A 15569-nucleotide genomic window follows, 5' to 3' on the forward strand; every position below is an offset into this window, starting at 1 on the left:
CGTCGATTCATTGGGGGCGGCAGAGCCGCTCCCAATGCCCTTGTGCAGGAGCAGAGACATGTCCGTGCCGACGAGCGTTCTTCTATCGAGATTGAGTGCAGCAGGCTATACGTTCTTCTCGGGCGTTCCGTGCTCCCACTTCGCTGACCTGTTTGAGAGGGCGGCCGAAAGCAGCGCGTTGACGGACGTACCCGCGGCCAACGAGGGCAGCGCGGTGGCGCTCGCCGCTGGCGCTGCGCTGTCTGGCCAGCGAGCCGTCGTCGCGCTGCAAAACTCCGGTCTTGGTCACGTCGTCAATCCACTCACCTCGTTGTTGATGGTCAACAGGATCCCGGTCCTGTTGCTGATCTCGGTGCGAGGGCATCCCGACGAGAGCGCAGATGAGCCGCAGCACATCTTCATGGGTGCCGCGACGAAGGCGATCCTTGATCAGCTCGCCGTCGACTGGGACGAGTTCGACGGAACGACGGGCGGACTGGATCGGCTTCTCATCCGCGCCGCTGAAGCGCATCGGCAGGAGGCACCTTTTGCTGTGCTGTTGCGAAAGGGCCAGCTCACGCCGAGCTCCGCGGGAGCGGCCCCCGACGCACCGCTCGATTACCCGCTCAGCGCGGGAGAGGCGATCGAACTGATCTGCCAGCGGCTCGATCCGACCACGTCGATCGTCTCGACGACCGGATTCATCACGCGAGAGCTCTTCCGGGTCAACGATCGTCCCGAGAATTTCTACATGCAGGGCTCGCTCGGGCACTGCAGCGCATTGGCGGCAGGCCTCGCCATCGCCATGCCCAACCGTCCCGTGCTCGCACTGGATGGCGACGGCGGCGCGTTGATGCACATGGGCGTCATGTCCACGATTGGCCACACCAAACCCCAGAACCTCATCCATGTCGTGCTCGACAATGAAAGTTATGCGTCCACCGGTGGCCAGGCCTCGACGTCACGAAGCTCGTCCCTGGATCTTGTCGCATCCGCCTGCGGCTATCGCTCGTCGGTGCGTTGTGCCGAAGCCGGGCATATCCTGACAGCAATGGAGCACTGTGCGACGACGCGGGGCCCGCATTTCCTGCTTTGCAAGATCAATCGTTGCCATCCCGCAACGCTTCCGCGCGTGACCACCCGCCATACGCCTGTCGGGAACAAGCGCCGATTCCAGGACGCCATGTGGCGCTACGTTCTTGAACCTTCAGCTGCCGGCTAAAGGGGAAACGATGTGATGGTCCGCAAGACGTCTGCTTCGGCAGCCCTCTGCCTGATCTTCGTGATCCTGATCTGGGGTATGAACTGGCTCGTCATAAAGGACGCGCTGCAGATCGCGCCGCCCCTGTTCTTTACAGGACTGCGTCTTCTCGGCGGCGCGGTGGCGATCGCGGTGGCGCGCCTTGCCTTGGGGTATCAGCTCCGCATCGGCGATCGCGGACGGCTCAACCTGATTGCCGTGGGCATGCTGCAGATGGCCTGCGGGCTGGGCCTGAGCCTCGTTGGACTCCAATATTTGGACGTCGGCCGAAGTGCTCTCATTTTCTATACGATGCCGCTCTGGCTTGCGATCATTGAGTGGGTCTTGGACCGAAGGCGGCAGACCGGCTTCGAGCTTGGAGCGATCGGGAGCGGGCTTGGTGGCATCATGTTGTTGAGCGCCAATGGCCTCGGGCCAACGGCTGCGCCAATGACTTTGGACGACGCGGGAGGGGTTGCCCTGCTGCTGATTGCGGCCATCTGCTGGGCCTTGGGAACGTGGCTCGCCAACCGAGCTCACAGCGATATCGACGTCTGGAGCCGGACTACATTCCAGCTCGCAGCGGCAGGGATGGCGGTCATGATGGCCTCAGCCGTCCTCGAGCCGCATTTCGAGGTCAAGCGCCTTTCAGCTCTCGCCTTCCCGATCGCGTTCAACTGTATCGTAGCGACAGGCCTCGCATTCGTTGCCTGGTACTATGCGTTGGCTTCAATTCCGGCGCGGATCGCATCTCAGAGCCTCGTTCTCATTCCCGTCGTCGCGCTGATCTCAGCTCTCGTCCTGCAGGGGGAGGAGCTCGCGTTGCGCACGGTTCTTGCCAGCCTGCTGATCATCATGGGCGTTACGATCGTGATCTGGCAGCGCGAAGAGCAGCCTTCGCGCAACAAGCCGGCCAGAGCGCCTTTCAGCCAGATCGACGAGGCCGACAAGCCCCAAGCAAGCGTCAGCCAGCGCAGTCTTTAAGTTGAGGAGCCACGCATGCACGCTGTTGAGCCGATCTACCAGCCGATGCTCCTGGCCGGAGCATCAGCAGACGCGGATCGCGTCATTGAAGTCAGGAATCCCTTTTCCGGCGCGCTCGTCGGGACGGTACCGCAGGCAGAGCCACGTCAAATACGGGCTGCATTCGCGGCAGCCGCGGGCTTCCGCCCAAAGCTGAGCCGCCGCGAAAGGTCCGATATCCTGCTCGGCGCTGCGCGTGCGATTGCAAGAGATCAGGACCGGCTCGCACAGCTCATAACCGCCGAGACCGGTCTCTGTCTGAGGGACTCCCTGCATGAAACCAGGCGCGCCTGCGACGTCTGGTCGTTTGCCGCCCATGCGCTGATTCAAAATGATGGCGAGATCTACCCTGGAGACATCGGCGGAAACCCTCATCAGCGGCGCATTTTTTCAATGCGTACGCCGCTCGCGGGGGTCATCGCGGCCATCACCCCCTTCAATCATCCGCTGAACCTGGTCAGCCACAAGCTGGCGCCGGCAATAGCGACCAACAACCGCGTGGTGCTCAAGCCGTCGGAGCAGACGCCCCTGACGGCACTTGCGCTGGGCAGGATCCTCCGCGAACAAGGCTTGCCAGAGGGCATGCTCTCGATCGTGACCGGAACGCCGCGCGATCTTGGAGATTCCGTGTTCACCGATGAGGACGCCGAGCTCGTGACATTCACGGGGTCGGTTCGCGTCGGGCACCAGATCGCGGAACGGGCAGGTTACCGGCGGCTTGTCCTCGAACTGGGTGGGAACGATCCGTTCATCGTCCTTTCGGATGCGGACGTCGATCGGGCCGCGCATCTGGCCGTGCAGGGCGCAGTCAGACATTCCGGTCAACGCTGTACGGCCGTGAAGCGGGCGCTCGTCGTGGAGGAGCTTGCCGATCACTTCGCCGAGCGGGCCCTGCACCACATGCAGCAGCTCTCAACAGGCGACCCCAGCGACCCTTGCGTTGATCTCGGCACCGTCATCAGCGAAGACGCAGCCCAGCTGATTGCCAGACGCGTGGCCGGTGCGGTCGCGGCAGGTGCCAGGCTTCTGCTCGGCGGTGAACCTCGCGGCGCCTTTTATCCTCCCACGCTGCTCGATCATGTCTCGCCCGCTTGCGAGCTCGTTGCCGAGGAGACGTTCGGCCCGGTTCTGCCGATCATCCGATGCAACAATGATATCGACGAGATCATCAGGATTGCGAACGCCACCAAGTTCGGACTTTCCGCCGCCGTCTGCTCCAACCGCCTCGATCACATCACGAGGCTCATCGAGGGCCTCGCGGTCGGCTCCGTCAATGTGTGGGAAGTTCCCGGCTATCGCACCGAACTCACTCCGTTCGGCGGCATCAAGCAGTCCGGCCTCGGTCACAAGGAGGGCATCCTGGAGGCGATGCGCAGCTTCACGCAGGTGAAAACCTACTCCCTGCCCTGGCCGGTCTAGGGCCCTCGACCTGCTCGCCGGTTGCCACCGAGCGAGTCATCAAAGCGGTCGAGCCGCCGCGCCAGGAACGAAGCGGCTGCGCACGCAATGCGCACCTAGCCGATCAGCAGCTTCTCCGCCGCATTTTCATCAGTCACGAGAACATGACAGAGCCCGGCCAGCAGCGCGGCGCGAATGATCGCGACCTTCTGCAGTCCTCCCGCTGCCAGAACCCGGTGCTTGATCCGATGAATATGGTCCCAAGGCGGATTGATGGTCCGCCGCGACAGCGGATGATCCACTCGCTTGCCATTGCGATCGAGGTAGTGGCCGCAAATGTCTCCGACCGCGCCGGCCGCTCGCAGCGATGTCCAGGTCTTGCGCGAGATGACGTTGTATTCGAGCACCTTTGACTGCTCGGAAAGGTCGATCGCGCTCAAGAGGGCCATGTCCAGACTTGGCACCATGGCCAGCACGGAGCGAACCGGCTCGCTGTCCACGATGAGGTCTCGGAAGGCCGCGTCGTCGACGAACATGGGCGCTGTGAGATAATAACAGCGGGCTCCGAGCGCGCGAGCGATCATCGCAGCGTTGTCGTACGGATTGATCGGCGCGCTTTCCGCCAATCCGCCGCAGAGCAGGACGACCTTGGTGTTCTGCCCCTGACGCGGCCTCAGGTTCTGGGCGGCTGCGTTGATCGTCCCTCCCCAGGTAATTCCAAGCGAGCCGTCCGCGGGGAGCCGTTCAGCGACGTAGTTGGCAGCTGCCGCTCCCAGAAACGACCTGACGTCCGGGTCGGTCATAGGGGTTGGGACCACGATGGCTTGCGTCAAGCCGTATCGTGCAGCGAGCTCCGCCTCGAGTTTCGTTCTCTGCCCGGCGGGATCGGTGATCGTGATCTGTACGAAGCCGCTTTCCCGCGCGAGCCCGAGGATCCGATTGACGCGCTTCCGCGTCATGTTCAGCCGCTGCGATATCGCTTCCTGGGTCTGCCCTTCCTTGAAATAGTACCAGCATATTCTGGCAACCAGGACCCGGTCTTCCAGGATCGTATCGGCGTTGTCGGTCTCGCCGTCGCGCAGTTTCAGGTTTGAGGTGGTCACGTCACAGCCTGAGTCGGGTTTGGGTCAGGACCCATGTGTGCCCCGTCGCGGTCGCTACGACAACTGCCATCCCGAATAGCCCAATTGTACCGCATTCGTCACAAATGTGTCAGCGAACCCGGCTAAGCACCCCCTGCCAATAATGATAGGGGGCTGACCATGCGAAGCATTCTGCTGTCGGTTGCATTTCTCTCCGTCTCGATGAGTGCCGCATTGGCGGAATTCTCGGACGGCAAGGTCGTGATCGGCGTCATGGGAGATCAGAGCGGCGTGGTCGCCGACGTTGGTGGTCCTGGCTCGATCCTCGCGGCCCGGATGGCCGTTGCCGATTTCGGGAGAACCGTCGACGGCACCCCGATCGAGATCGTCACGGCAGATCATCAGAACAAGCCGGACATCGCCTCCAGCATCGCCCGCGAATGGTTTGACCGGCGCGGCGTCGATGCCATCGTCGATCTGCCGCATTCGGGCGTGGTTTTCGGATTGATCCCGCTCGCAACCGATAAGAAGCGCTCGCTTCTGATATCCGGCGCAGCCTCTACCGACATCACGGGCCGCTATTGTTCGCCCTATGTCACACACTGGACCGACGACACCTATGCGCTGGCGCGCGGCACTGCGGCGTCGCTGCTCGACCAGGGCTTGAAGACCTGGTTCTTCCTCACCGCGGATTACTCCTTTGGCCATGATCTGGAGGGAGTAGCCCAACAGGTCGTGGACGAGCGCGGCGGCAAGGTGACCGGCAGCGCTCGCCATCCGCTCGGCACCGCCGACTTCTCCACACTCCTGGTGAGGGCGCGCAGTTCCTCCGCCGAGGTGATCGCGCTTGCCAGCGCCGGCGCCGACACTATCAACGCCATCAAGCAAGCCGGCCAATTCGGGATCACGCGGTCCGGGCAAAAGCTGGCCGCGCTACACGCCTTCGTAACGGATATCAATAGTATCGGTCTGGAGACCGCGCAGAACCTGATCATCAGCACCGGCTTCTACTGGAACGACAATGATGCGACGCGCGCATTCGCCCGGCGGTTTTTTGCCGCCCATGGACGGATGCCAACGCGTGAGCAGGCCGGCGTCTATGTCAGCGTGCTGCACTATTTGAAGGCCGCACGGGCAGGGAACAGCGACGACGCCGCTTCTGTCAACGACCAGATGCGGCAGCTGCCGGTCGACCGCTTCGGCAGCGTGGCGCACATTCAGGCGAATGGACGGGTGACCTATGACATCGGCGTCTATCGCGTGAAGGCGCCTGCCGAAAGCAAGGAGCCGTGGGACTTCTACGTCCGCACAGCCACGGTTCCTGCGAGCGCGGCATTCCGTCCCGCGTCGGCATCCGGCTGCAGCTCGCAGGCGGCCAAGGCGCAATAAACATGGTCGCCAGCGCCTCGCTCCAGGCTTTCGAAGATCCGAGAGCTGTCTCTGCCCCGCTGCCGACCAATCCCGTGCTGAAGGTTCGTGCTCTGACGGTTCAGTTCAAGGACTTCGTCGCCTTGAACGAGGTGTCGCTCGACCTTCGGGAAGGCTGCATTCACGCGGTGATCGGTCCCAACGGAGCAGGCAAATCCACCCTGTTCAACGCGATCAGCGGCTTCATCAAGCCCACCCGCGGTCAGATCGAACTGTTTGGACGCGACGTCACGGCCTGGCCTGCCAATCGGCTGGCCAGGCTCGGGCTGGCCCGATCTTTCCAGATCTGCGCGGTATTTCCCGAATTGTCGGTCGAGGAGAACATGTTGGTGGCGCAGGCCCATGCCAGCCCACCACTCCGGCTGTTGCGCCGCCGCGTCAGCGGCGATCTCGCCCCTCACAACGAGACTCTGCTCGCGCGAGCTGGCCTGACCTCCGACCGACGCAGGCAGGCGCGTGAACTCTCCTATGGCCGGCGACGCCTGCTCGAAATTGCAACCACGCTCGCCCTCAAACCTCGCCTCCTGCTTCTCGACGAGCCGACGTCGGGGCTCGGCCGGGAAGACATCGGTCCAGTCGTCGAGATGATTGCCGACGCAGCGCAGGATTGCTGCGTCCTGCTGGTTGAACACAATCTCAAGGTCGTCGAACGGCTCGCGGACCACGTCACCGTCCTGGCGAACGGCGCCGTTCTGAGCGACGGATCCTATCAAGACGTTGCGCGCGACCACCGCGTCCGCGCCGCCTATCTGGGTGCAGCCGCTGATGCTTGATCCGGAACGAAGCCTTCCGCTTGCGATATCCAACCTCAAGGCCTGGTATGGCGAGGTCCAGGCGCTGTTCGGGATCGACTTCACCGTATCGGAGGGTGAGGTCGTCGTGCTGCTGGGCCGCAACGGCGCCGGCAAGAGCACCATCCTGCGCGCCATCATGGGCCTGTTGCAGCGGCAGTCGGGGCATGTGCTGGTGCAGGGGCGAGAGGTGCGTTCGCTGCGTCCATCGGAGCGCGCGCATCTTGGTCTCGGTTACTGTCCGGAAGAGCGAGGGATCTTCGCCAGCCTCACCGTGGCCGAGAACATGGCGCTATCGCCCACGCTGGGCGGCTCCGGCATGAGTGATGATGAGATCTTCGAACTGTTTCCGAATCTCAGGTCGCGGACCCGCTATCTCGGCGGGCAGCTGAGCGGCGGCGAACAACAGATGCTGGCGATCGGGCGGATCCTGCGATCCGGTGCCCGAACTCTGCTGCTGGACGAGCCGACGGAGGGGCTGGCACCCATCATCATCCGCCAGATCGAACAGGCGATCACCGCCCTCAAGCAGCGCGGCTACACCATCCTGCTGGTCGAACAGAACCTCGCTTTCGTGCTGGGCGTCGCTGACCGGGTTGTTGCAATCGAGAACGGACTGGTTGTCGACAATTGCCCGACCTGCGAGGCCGAGCGCATCGAAGCGCGCCTCTCCAAATACGTTGCCGTGTGAATCCTTATGTCAAACCTCGTTCTCTCCTATCTCACGATCGGTCTGGTCAATGGATCGTTCTATGCCCTGCTCTGCCTCGGCCTCGCATTGATCTTCGGGCTCTTGAACATCCTCAACATGGCTCACGGCGCGCTCTACATGATGGGTGCATTTGCCGCCTGGGCGGCCGTTGCGCGCCTTGGTCTTCCCTATCTCGTGGGCCTGTGTGCGGCTGCCGTTCTGGTTGGATCGACCGGGATGGTGCTGGAGCGACTCTTGTTGCGGCGGACCTACAGTCTCGATCCGCTCTATGGATTCATGCTGAGCTTCGGGCTCGCAACCGCGATCCAGGGCGGATTTCAGGTCATCTTCGGCTCTACGGGACTGCCCTTCACGACGCCCGCCTGGCTGTCGGACGTGGTCGATCTCGGCTTTGCAGTGTTCCCCGTCTACCGGCTGTGGGTCGTCATGGTCGCCTTTATTGTTTGCCTTGGGGTGTGGATCGCGATCGCACGAACCAAGGCTGGAGCGACGCTTCGGGCGGCTTCCGAGAACGCCACGATGGCCGAAGCGCTGGGCGTCCCGATTCCTGCGGTGATGACGGCAACCTTTGGGCTGGGCGCGGCTCTTGCGGGCCTCGCCGGCGCTCTTGCGGCGCCGATCTATCAGGTGAGTCCGTTGATGGGGTCCGACGTCCTGCTTGTTGTCTTCGCCATCATTGTGATCGGCGGGATGGGCTCCCTCGGAGGGACAATCCTGGCGGCCTACTGCCTGGCATTGCTCGAGAGCGCGACACTGGCGGTGTTCCCGCAAGCGGCCAATGTCATGATCTTCGCTTTCATGTGCATCGTCCTGTCGGTCCGGCCACAGGGCCTGTTCGGCATCGAGGTGCTGCGTCATCATTCCTTTGCCGGCATTCCTCCCCCGGTCACGGCCACGCCGGATGTACGCGCGGACAAGAAATACGAGCGCATCCTGATCGTCGTCATCATCGCAGCTGCACTCGCTGTCCTGCCGGCACTGCTCTACCCGATCTTCCTGGTCAAGATCTTCTGCTTTGCGATTCTAGCCGCGTCGTTCAACTTCCTGCTGGGGTTCGCCGGGGTCATGTCGTTCGGACAGGCGGCTCTCTACGGGACGGCCGCCTATGTCACCGCGCATGCGCTGAAGCACTGGGCGATGTCCCCGGAGCTGGCCATGCTGGCGGGGATCACTGCCGCTATTCTGCTCGGCATCGTCATGGGAGCGCTGGCGATCCGGCGGCGTGGCATCTATCAAGCCATGATCACGCTCGCCGTCGCCCAGATGGTCTACTTCGTGTTCGTCCAGTCGAGCTTCACGCATGGCGAGGACGGGCTGCAGGCGGTGCCGCGCGGCCTCCTGTTCGGTCTGATTGATCTGCGCAACGACCTCGCCGTCTATGCACTTGCCGTCGCAGCCTTCTGCTCCGTCCATTTCGGCATCAAGCGGCTGCTGTCGTCTCAGCTTGGGATGATGCTTGTCGCGGTCCGCGACGACGAGCGGCGCGCCCTGTCCCTTGGTCAGAATGCCCGGGGCCTCAAGCTGTTCGCCTTTGCGATCGCCGCCAGCTGTGCCGGCCTCGCCGGGTCACTGAGTGCGGTTGCCTTTCAGCTCGCGACTTTGTCCGGCGCGCACTGGCACCTCTCCGGAGAGGCTGTTCTGATGTGCCTCATCGGGGGCCTCGGCACATTGAGCGGACCCTTGGTCGGCGCCGCGGTCCTGGTCACGATGCAGCACTTTCTCGCTCCCTATGGGGCCTGGGTGCAGGTGCTCCAGGGCGTCGTCTTCGCATCATGCGTCCTGACCTTTCGTGACGGGATGATGCCTCGACACGCGTTCGCCTGGCCTTCACGGCTCCGCGGGACCAGCGCCAGCTCATTCGCACCTGCCGAGACCCTCGAGGAGACGGGCCGATCATGACCATCGCGATCCCACACAGTCGGCGTCAGCTTTGCGAGATGGATGGCGATCCTTCGCAGCTGACAGCCACGGCTGCAGCTTCGGCCATACGCGAACGACGCCTCTCCGCGGCCGCACTGCTCGAGGCCTGCCTCGCTCGCATTGCGGCACGCGACGGCGAGGTCCACGCCTTCACTCATGTCGCGGCGGACGCGGCGCGCGAGCAGGCGTTCCTCGCCGACAAGGCGCAATCGGAAGGCCGGCTCGCCGGACCGCTCCATGGCCTGCCCGTCGGCGTCAAGGATGTCTTCGATACGATCGACATGCCATCGGAATATGGCAGCAGCCTGCTGCGCGACCGTCGCCCGGCAGCGGACGCCGCGGCGGTCGCGATGCTCAGGCGATCCGGCGCCATCATCATCGGCAAGACGACGACGTCGGAGTTCGGCATGTATCATCCGAGCGCGACCCGCAATCCCAATGATCTTGGGCGCTCACCGGGTGTGTCTTCGGCCGGCTCGGCGGCAGCTGTGGTTGACCGAATGGTCCCTCTTGCACTTGGGACTCAGCACACCGCCTCGACGGTGCTGCCGGCATCGTTCTGCGGAGCGTATGCGTTCAAGCCGTCGTTCGGGTTTGCAAGCATGGAAGGCTCCAACATCCTGGTGCCGCGGCTTGCGCAGATTGGCTATCTCGCGAGATCCGTCCAGGATCTCTGCTTGTTTGCCGGCGCATTTGATCCCGTTGTCGACAGCGCCGCCGATCGGATCGGACGCCCTCCGAGGCTCGCTGTAGTGCGCGGACCAGGATTCGAGCAGGTCGCTCCGGACGCGGGCGAGGCTTTGACGGCCTTCATCGGTGCGTTGCCGGTTGCAGTCCACGAGCTGGATCTTCCGAGCGAGTTCGGCGGTGCGATCGAGGTGGCTCTTGGCCTTTTGAACGCTCATCTGGCGGCTCGCTTCGGCGATCTACCCCAGCATCTGTCTGCCAAGCTGTGTCCACCGCTGCAGGATGGAATTGCTGCAGGCATTGCGCTCAGCGCAAAACGTTACATCGAGTTGAACGCATTGGCCGATCGCTTGATCGGACTGACGTCGAAGCTGTTCGCGCAGCACGATGTGCTTGTGACCCTTTCCGCGCCGGGCGAGGCGACAAGGCTCGATGAAGGTCCCGGCTCGGGGAGTCTTGCCATGCCCTGGAGCCTGTGCGGTCTGCCTATCGTCTCACTGCCGCTGCTCTGCGGCGCGCACGGCTTGCCGATCGGTCTCCAGCTCATTGGGCGTCATGGCTCTGACCGTGAGCTGCTTCAGAGCGCCGCCTGGATTGCTCACACCTGCCGCCTGCCAACACGGGTTGATCATTGATGCGATATTCATCCGCCACCGAGCCGACAACGGGCTCCGACACGCAGATCGAAGTGAACGGACGGGTCTACAATTGGCCGCGCGTTTCCACTGTCATCATCTGCTTCGACGGCTGCGATCCCGACTATATCGCAGCGGCGAGCAGCGCGGGCATCGTCCCTGCCCTCGATCGCATGCGACGCGACGGCTTTGCGACCACGGCGCTCGCGGCCATACCGACCTTCACCAATCCAAACAACGTTTCGATCGTCACCGGGGTCGCGCCCGCGCACCACGGGGTGTCGGGCAACTTCTACATCGATGCCGCGAGCGGAGAGGAGGTGATGATGGTGGACGCATCGCCGATGCGAGCGCCGACGATCCTTTCCGCCTTCTCCCGTGCCGGAGCCAAGGTGGCCGCCGTGACGGCCAAGGACAAGCTCCGCAAGGCGCTTGGCAAGGACCTCAAGGGAATCGTGTTCTCTGCCGAGAAGGCGGATTGCTGCAGCGAAGCCGAGAATGGCATTGCAGACGTGCCCGCGCGGATCGGCCGCTCCGTCCCTCATCAGTATTCGGCGGACCTGTCCCTGTTCGTCCTGGACGCGGGTCTCAGGCTCTTGGCGGATCATCGTCCTGATCTGATCTATTTGTCGCTGTCCGACTATGTCCAGCACGCCTACGCACCGCACGAGCCGGAAGCCCTGGCGTTCATGGCCAAGGTGGATCAGAGGCTCGGCGCACTGCTCGCCGAGGGCGCGCTCGTCGGGATCGTCGCCGATCACGGTATGAGTGATATGGCGCACGCCGATGGTTCGCCCAATGTCATGTATCTCGGCGATCAGCTCGACGCAGTCTTCGGCCTCGGGCGGACGCGGGTGATCTGTCCCATCACCGACCCGTTCGTCCGCCATCACGGCGCGCTCGGCGGCTTCGTCCGGGTTCACCTCCTGGATCCAGTCCTGCGCGCCTCAGACGTCGTTTCGTTTCTCGCGGGGCTTCCGGGCGTCGGTCTCGCCTTGACCGGAGACGATGCGGCCGCCCGCTTCGAGCTGCCGCGCGACCGCGAGGGCGACGTCTGCGTGATCGCAGCAAAGGGAATCGCCCTGGGCGCCCGGGCGTGCGACCACGAGCTTTCCAACCTGGCGGGCGCAAGGCTGCGCTCGCATGGCGGTCTCGCCGAGCAGCGCGTCCCCTTCATCCTGTCTCATCGGCTTCGCGCGAGCCCGGGCGCGCCCGACGGGCGCACTTTGCGCAATTTCGATATTTTCAGTGTCGCACTCAATGAGGTGGACCTTTGACCATGAAGCGTGTTGTCATCATGATCCTCGACGGACTTCGACGGGACCTCATTTCGCCTGCGACCACGCCCCATCTCGCAGATTTCGCCGCGCGCGCCGAATGGTTCGAGGACTACCGGACCGTCTTTCCTTCGTGCACACGCGTCGTGTCGGCGAGTGTTGCAACCGGATGCACTCCGGCAAGACATGGACTGCAAGGCAATTCCGTTGCCCTGATCGAATCCGGCAGGTTGGTGCTGCGCGACGCCGGAGATCCGCAGTTTCTGCAACACAAGCGCCGAGTCACGGGATCCTCACTGCAAGTGCCGACCCTGGCGGAGCGCGTCAAGACCGTGGGTGGCCAGATCGTCTTCAGCAACGTGTCCCCCGGGGCTGCCTATGCCCATGATCCCGACGGGCATGGATTTGTCTATCACCGGGCCGGCTCGTTCGGACCTGGCCGCATTGAAGTCGCGGCCGGCGATCGATTGGACGTCACGCTGGACAGCGGCGGTGACGCCAGGATGACAGCCCGCTTCATCGACGACGTGATGGTGAAGCGTCGCCCGGCGGTCGGCATTTTGTGGCTTGGCGAACCGGACCACATTCAACACAACGCACCGCTCGGTTCTCCGGACCATCTTGCCGTGCTGGCGGAGGCGGATCGTCGGGCGGCCGAGGTGATCGCAGCCGTCGAAAGACAGCGCGACCAGGGCGAGGACATCCTCCTTCTGATCGGATCCGATCATGGTCATCAAACGGTCGAGGACATCGTCGACATCGATGCAGCGCTGATCACCGCGGGTCTCAAAGCCAATCCCATGTCCGACGAGATTCTGGCCATCTCGAACGGGACCTCGGCCTTGATCTATGTCGATTCCCAGCGCGGCCCCTCGCTGCAGAACGTGCGATCGCTTCTGGAACGCAGTGATTGGGCCGGGCAGGTCTTCGGGCCGGACGAGCTCGACCGCGTTGGACAAGCTCACACCGGCGGCCTTGCCTTTGCTGTGTCCATGCGGTCCAGCGACGTCCCCAACCGCTTCGGAATCCGCGGTTCGAGCCTCGCGGCCAAGCCTGCCCTCGGCAAGCCCGACCGACTTGGATGCGGACAGCATGGAGGACTCGGGACCTACGAGCAGGCTCCTTTCCTGATGGCATGGGGCGAAGGCTTCAGTCCGGGTCGGATCCGCAAGTCACCCGCGCGCGTCATCGACATCGCGCCGACAGTGCTGTCCCATCTCGGGCTGCCCCGCACAGGGATGGACGGCGAGGCCTTGCAGGCGGCAGCCTGCCGTTCCGAGACGCGCGCCATGACGGCCTGACGCCCGCGCTGTACACGCATTGGCCCAAACGATGTCCAACCAAGCATCTGTGGCCAATGCCTGCCGGCTGCGCCGCAGCCCCCCATCCTGTCGATGCCCCCTGGGGCGAGCAGTTGTTCACTGGTGCCGAGAGCGCGTGGCCACTGCGCTGATCAGAGCGCCGGACTGTCGAAGAACGTCCGCCGCAGGCCGATGCGGCCACCGCTGAGATGATAGACATCGGCGAATCTGGCCTTCAAGGGACGCCCATTCTTGTCCTGGCCCGCAAAGCTGCCCCAGCAGGCGATCTGTTCGCCATTGCTCAGCACCTGCTCAAGCAGGTGCTCGCCCGAGGCCACGATGCGCTCGTGGCGATAGAACTGCATGATGGCCAACTTGCCGACAAAGGGCTCATATCCTGGACGCTCATAGACGGCACCGTCGTCCAGCAGGCTGGACAAGCCTGCCCAGTCGTGAGCGTCGATACACGCGAACAGGTGCCTGACATATGCCTCGGCTTCCCGGTGACCCAGCGGTCCCTGCATGCTTTCCCCCGCCATTGAGAGCCGGCTCTGCTCACATCGCCGCTGCGCGCGGATCGGATTCCTCGCGCCAGCTTACGCCCATGGCGGCCTCCAGATCGGCCAGCATCTCCTGCACCGGCATCCAGACAAGACCACAGCGCATCGATCCGAGCGGAGATACGACCAGTTCGACGCTCGACCGCTCGATCCGGGTGTAGCCGGTGCGATCCGCCATGCCGCCGGCAATCACAGCGTCGGCCATCATGCTGATCGTGAAATCCGTATTCCAGCGCGCATGAGCATAGGCACGCGAAATCCGGGGCAGGATTCGCGCCAACCCTCTGCCGCGAAAATCGCGCCGGTACCAGCCGGCGCCGGAAAACACGACCCTCCCCGCAATCGTCGACGCCACCGGGGTCGCAATCAGACAGCCGTCGCCGCGCGCCAAGGCGGCTGCCGGATCTGCGTAGAACATACGAAGCGAGATGGCTTCCTCGAACAGCGTCGTGGCTGTCCAGTCGTAGTACCGACCCGCCTGTGTCGCGACGATCTCCCCGTCCTTGTCTTTTCCGACCATGACGAAGGTGTTCTCAGCTGTCGCGCCGCCGAGGTCGGGCTGGAAGATCGGCACCAGCGGTCGCCAGCTGTCGGAATTTGCGCTGTTGATGTCGAGCAAATCCTGTAGGCTCGCAAAATAGACGCTGATGCCGCGCTCTTGGGCGGCGGTGTCAGCGGCGAGGAAGAAGCGTCCCAGGAGGCTGATCGGACCATGATCGATCTTCAGATTGGAAGGCACGCGGCCAGATTGAGGACAGCAATCCTGCATCGACATTCCTTGCCCTTTGCTACGTCACGCACATCAAACCGTGGCTGGCGACGATTGCATTTGATCTATCCTCTGTAGTTGTAGCGCGAATGACATAATTCTGGTTGATTGTTTCAAGCTGAGATTGATGCTTCATGGACGAACATCTTGGATACGGCATGAGGTAAGCGGACGTGGCGACTTCCAAACAGCTCCCTGACGGCCGCCCCGCTGCGTCCCGAAACCAAGGCAAGCGGCTCAGGAGGTCATCCAAGAAGCCCAATCATGTCGATCAGCATGTGGGAACGCGCTTGCGCCTGCGACGGAACCTGCTCGATCTCAGCCAGGATGACCTGGCAAGACGCCTCGGCGTGACAGCTCAACTCATTCAGAAGTATGAAGCGGGCGAGACCCGGATCAGCGCATCTCGGCTGTACGAAATCGCAAACCAGCTCGCTGTTCCGATCACGTGGTTCTTTGACGAGATTGACGTCAAGGCAGGCGCCGCTGTGCCAGAGGCGGCTCATGAGCAGACGGCGGACTTCAGTGAGCTTGTGACCAAACGCGAATCTCGCCAGCTGCTCGAGCTCTATTTCGGTATATCCGACGAGCGGCTTCGCCGAAAGGTGCTGCAGATGGCTGAACTTCTCCGCTCGCGCGACGACGAGTAATGCGCTCAGGACATCGGCCAAGCCGAATGACTGAGTTTTCGCATCCCTCATGCCCAGCCAGTCCTTGTCCGGAGGGTCGACTTTCCGCGGCGGCTGCGAGACGGACCAGCGCGCCGA

The 15569-nt window shown here is 63.3% G+C and carries 14 protein-coding genes and 1 pseudogene; 12 read left to right on the plus strand and 3 right to left on the minus strand.

Translation table 11 applies throughout. The features are described 5' to 3' along the window. Window positions 1-58 precede the first annotated feature (58 nt). The 3 genes from aepY to phnY are packed head-to-tail and all read left to right on the plus strand — an operon-like array spanning window position 59 to window position 3661. Window positions 59-1201 (plus strand): phosphonopyruvate decarboxylase, encoded by a 1143-nt coding sequence (aepY, locus tag QX094_RS08405; protein WP_316171852.1) that lies wholly within the window; start codon window positions 59-61, stop codon window positions 1199-1201. Between the two features lie 15 nt (window positions 1202-1216). Continuing rightward, entirely contained in the window at window positions 1217-2203 is a 987-nt protein-coding gene (locus QX094_RS08410; protein WP_316187791.1) for a DMT family transporter, read from the plus strand. Window positions 2204-2218: 15 nt separating this feature from the next. After that, complete coding sequence (phnY, locus tag QX094_RS08415; protein WP_316187792.1) at window positions 2219-3661, plus strand: phosphonoacetaldehyde dehydrogenase; 1443 nt, start codon at window positions 2219-2221, stop codon at window positions 3659-3661. Window positions 3662-3756: 95 nt separating this feature from the next. Here the strand turns inward: phnY and QX094_RS08420 are convergent, their stop codons facing one another. After that, complete coding sequence (locus QX094_RS08420) at window positions 3757-4743, minus strand: sugar-binding transcriptional regulator (RefSeq protein WP_315801421.1); 987 nt, start codon at window positions 4741-4743, stop codon at window positions 3757-3759. A gap of 159 nt (window positions 4744-4902) precedes the next feature. Between QX094_RS08420 and QX094_RS08425 the strand changes: the two genes are divergently transcribed. From QX094_RS08425 to QX094_RS08460, 8 genes and pseudogenes are all read left to right on the plus strand, one after another. Next, window positions 4903-6111 carry an ABC transporter substrate-binding protein gene (locus QX094_RS08425; RefSeq protein ID WP_315769764.1) on the plus strand — a complete coding sequence of 403 codons (1209 nt, stop codon included), beginning with the start codon at window positions 4903-4905 and terminating at the stop codon, window positions 6109-6111. Window positions 6112-6113: 2 nt separating this feature from the next. Further along, the gene (locus QX094_RS08430; RefSeq protein WP_315716406.1) at window positions 6114-6923 is read left to right on the plus strand and encodes an ABC transporter ATP-binding protein; all 810 of its coding nucleotides are present in this window, start codon (window positions 6114-6116) and stop codon (window positions 6921-6923) included. After that, window positions 6916-7632, plus strand: coding sequence for an ABC transporter ATP-binding protein (locus QX094_RS08435; RefSeq protein ID WP_410052904.1), 717 nt, complete (start codon window positions 6916-6918; stop codon window positions 7630-7632). Before QX094_RS08430 ends, QX094_RS08435 begins: the two co-directional genes overlap by 8 nt. Before the next feature lie 6 nt (window positions 7633-7638). Beyond that, window positions 7639-8493, plus strand: a pseudogene (locus QX094_RS08440) (branched-chain amino acid ABC transporter permease); the annotation flags it as partial. A gap of 6 nt (window positions 8494-8499) precedes the next feature. Continuing rightward, window positions 8500-9552, plus strand: coding sequence for a branched-chain amino acid ABC transporter permease (locus QX094_RS08445; RefSeq protein ID WP_315716465.1), 1053 nt, complete (start codon window positions 8500-8502; stop codon window positions 9550-9552). After that, on the plus strand, window positions 9549-10895 hold the full coding sequence (locus tag QX094_RS08450; RefSeq protein ID WP_316187794.1) for an amidase: 1347 nt from the start codon (window positions 9549-9551) through the stop codon (window positions 10893-10895). The genes QX094_RS08445 and QX094_RS08450 overlap by 4 nt, the downstream gene beginning before the upstream one ends. Further along, window positions 10895-12172: a phosphonoacetate hydrolase gene (gene phnA, locus QX094_RS08455; RefSeq protein WP_315769762.1), complete on the plus strand. Its 1278-nt coding sequence runs from the start codon at window positions 10895-10897 to the stop codon at window positions 12170-12172. The genes QX094_RS08450 and phnA overlap by 1 nt, the downstream gene beginning before the upstream one ends. A 2-nt stretch (window positions 12173-12174) precedes the next feature. Further along, window positions 12175-13473 carry an alkaline phosphatase family protein gene (locus QX094_RS08460; RefSeq protein WP_316187795.1) on the plus strand — a complete coding sequence of 433 codons (1299 nt, stop codon included), beginning with the start codon at window positions 12175-12177 and terminating at the stop codon, window positions 13471-13473. 152 nt (window positions 13474-13625) lie between these two features. Here QX094_RS08460 and QX094_RS08465 read toward each other — a convergent pair whose 3' ends face one another. Both QX094_RS08465 and QX094_RS08470 read right to left on the minus strand, forming a co-directional pair. Continuing rightward, complete coding sequence (locus QX094_RS08465) at window positions 13626-13997, minus strand: nuclear transport factor 2 family protein (protein WP_315716411.1); 372 nt, start codon at window positions 13995-13997, stop codon at window positions 13626-13628. 31 nt (window positions 13998-14028) lie between these two features. Further along, a complete protein-coding gene (locus QX094_RS08470) occupies window positions 14029-14808 on the minus strand; it encodes a hypothetical protein (RefSeq protein ID WP_316187373.1) in 780 nt (259 codons plus the stop codon). Between the two features lie 167 nt (window positions 14809-14975). Between QX094_RS08470 and QX094_RS08475 the strand changes: the two genes are divergently transcribed. After that, window positions 14976-15452: a helix-turn-helix domain-containing protein gene (locus QX094_RS08475; protein WP_316187372.1), complete on the plus strand. Its 477-nt coding sequence runs from the start codon at window positions 14976-14978 to the stop codon at window positions 15450-15452. Window positions 15453-15569: the final 117 nt, after the last annotated feature.

The sequence above is a fragment of the Bradyrhizobium sp. SZCCHNS1050 genome (assembly GCF_032484785.1).
Classification (GTDB): Bacteria; Pseudomonadota; Alphaproteobacteria; order Rhizobiales; family Xanthobacteraceae; genus Bradyrhizobium.

Excerpts from the sequence above, each read along its gene's own strand:
- aepY (WP_316171852.1), top strand. The coding sequence starts at position 59 with ATGTCCGTGCCGACGAGCGTTCTTCTATCGAGATTGAGTGCAGCAGGC.
- QX094_RS08410 (WP_316187791.1), top strand. The coding sequence starts at position 1,217 with ATGGTCCGCAAGACGTCTGCTTCGGCAGCCCTCTGCCTGATCTTCGTG.
- phnY (WP_316187792.1), top strand. The coding sequence starts at position 2,219 with ATGCACGCTGTTGAGCCGATCTACCAGCCGATGCTCCTGGCCGGAGCA.
- QX094_RS08425 (WP_315769764.1), top strand. The coding sequence starts at position 4,903 with ATGCGAAGCATTCTGCTGTCGGTTGCATTTCTCTCCGTCTCGATGAGT.
- QX094_RS08430 (WP_315716406.1), top strand. The coding sequence starts at position 6,114 with ATGGTCGCCAGCGCCTCGCTCCAGGCTTTCGAAGATCCGAGAGCTGTC.
- QX094_RS08435 (WP_410052904.1), top strand. The coding sequence starts at position 6,916 with ATGCTTGATCCGGAACGAAGCCTTCCGCTTGCGATATCCAACCTCAAG.
- QX094_RS08450 (WP_316187794.1), top strand. The coding sequence starts at position 9,549 with ATGACCATCGCGATCCCACACAGTCGGCGTCAGCTTTGCGAGATGGAT.
- phnA (WP_315769762.1), top strand. The coding sequence starts at position 10,895 with ATGCGATATTCATCCGCCACCGAGCCGACAACGGGCTCCGACACGCAG.
- QX094_RS08460 (WP_316187795.1), top strand. The coding sequence starts at position 12,175 with ATGAAGCGTGTTGTCATCATGATCCTCGACGGACTTCGACGGGACCTC.
- QX094_RS08465 (WP_315716411.1), bottom strand. The coding sequence starts at position 13,997 with ATGCAGGGACCGCTGGGTCACCGGGAAGCCGAGGCATATGTCAGGCAC.
- QX094_RS08470 (WP_316187373.1), bottom strand. The coding sequence starts at position 14,808 with ATGTCGATGCAGGATTGCTGTCCTCAATCTGGCCGCGTGCCTTCCAAT.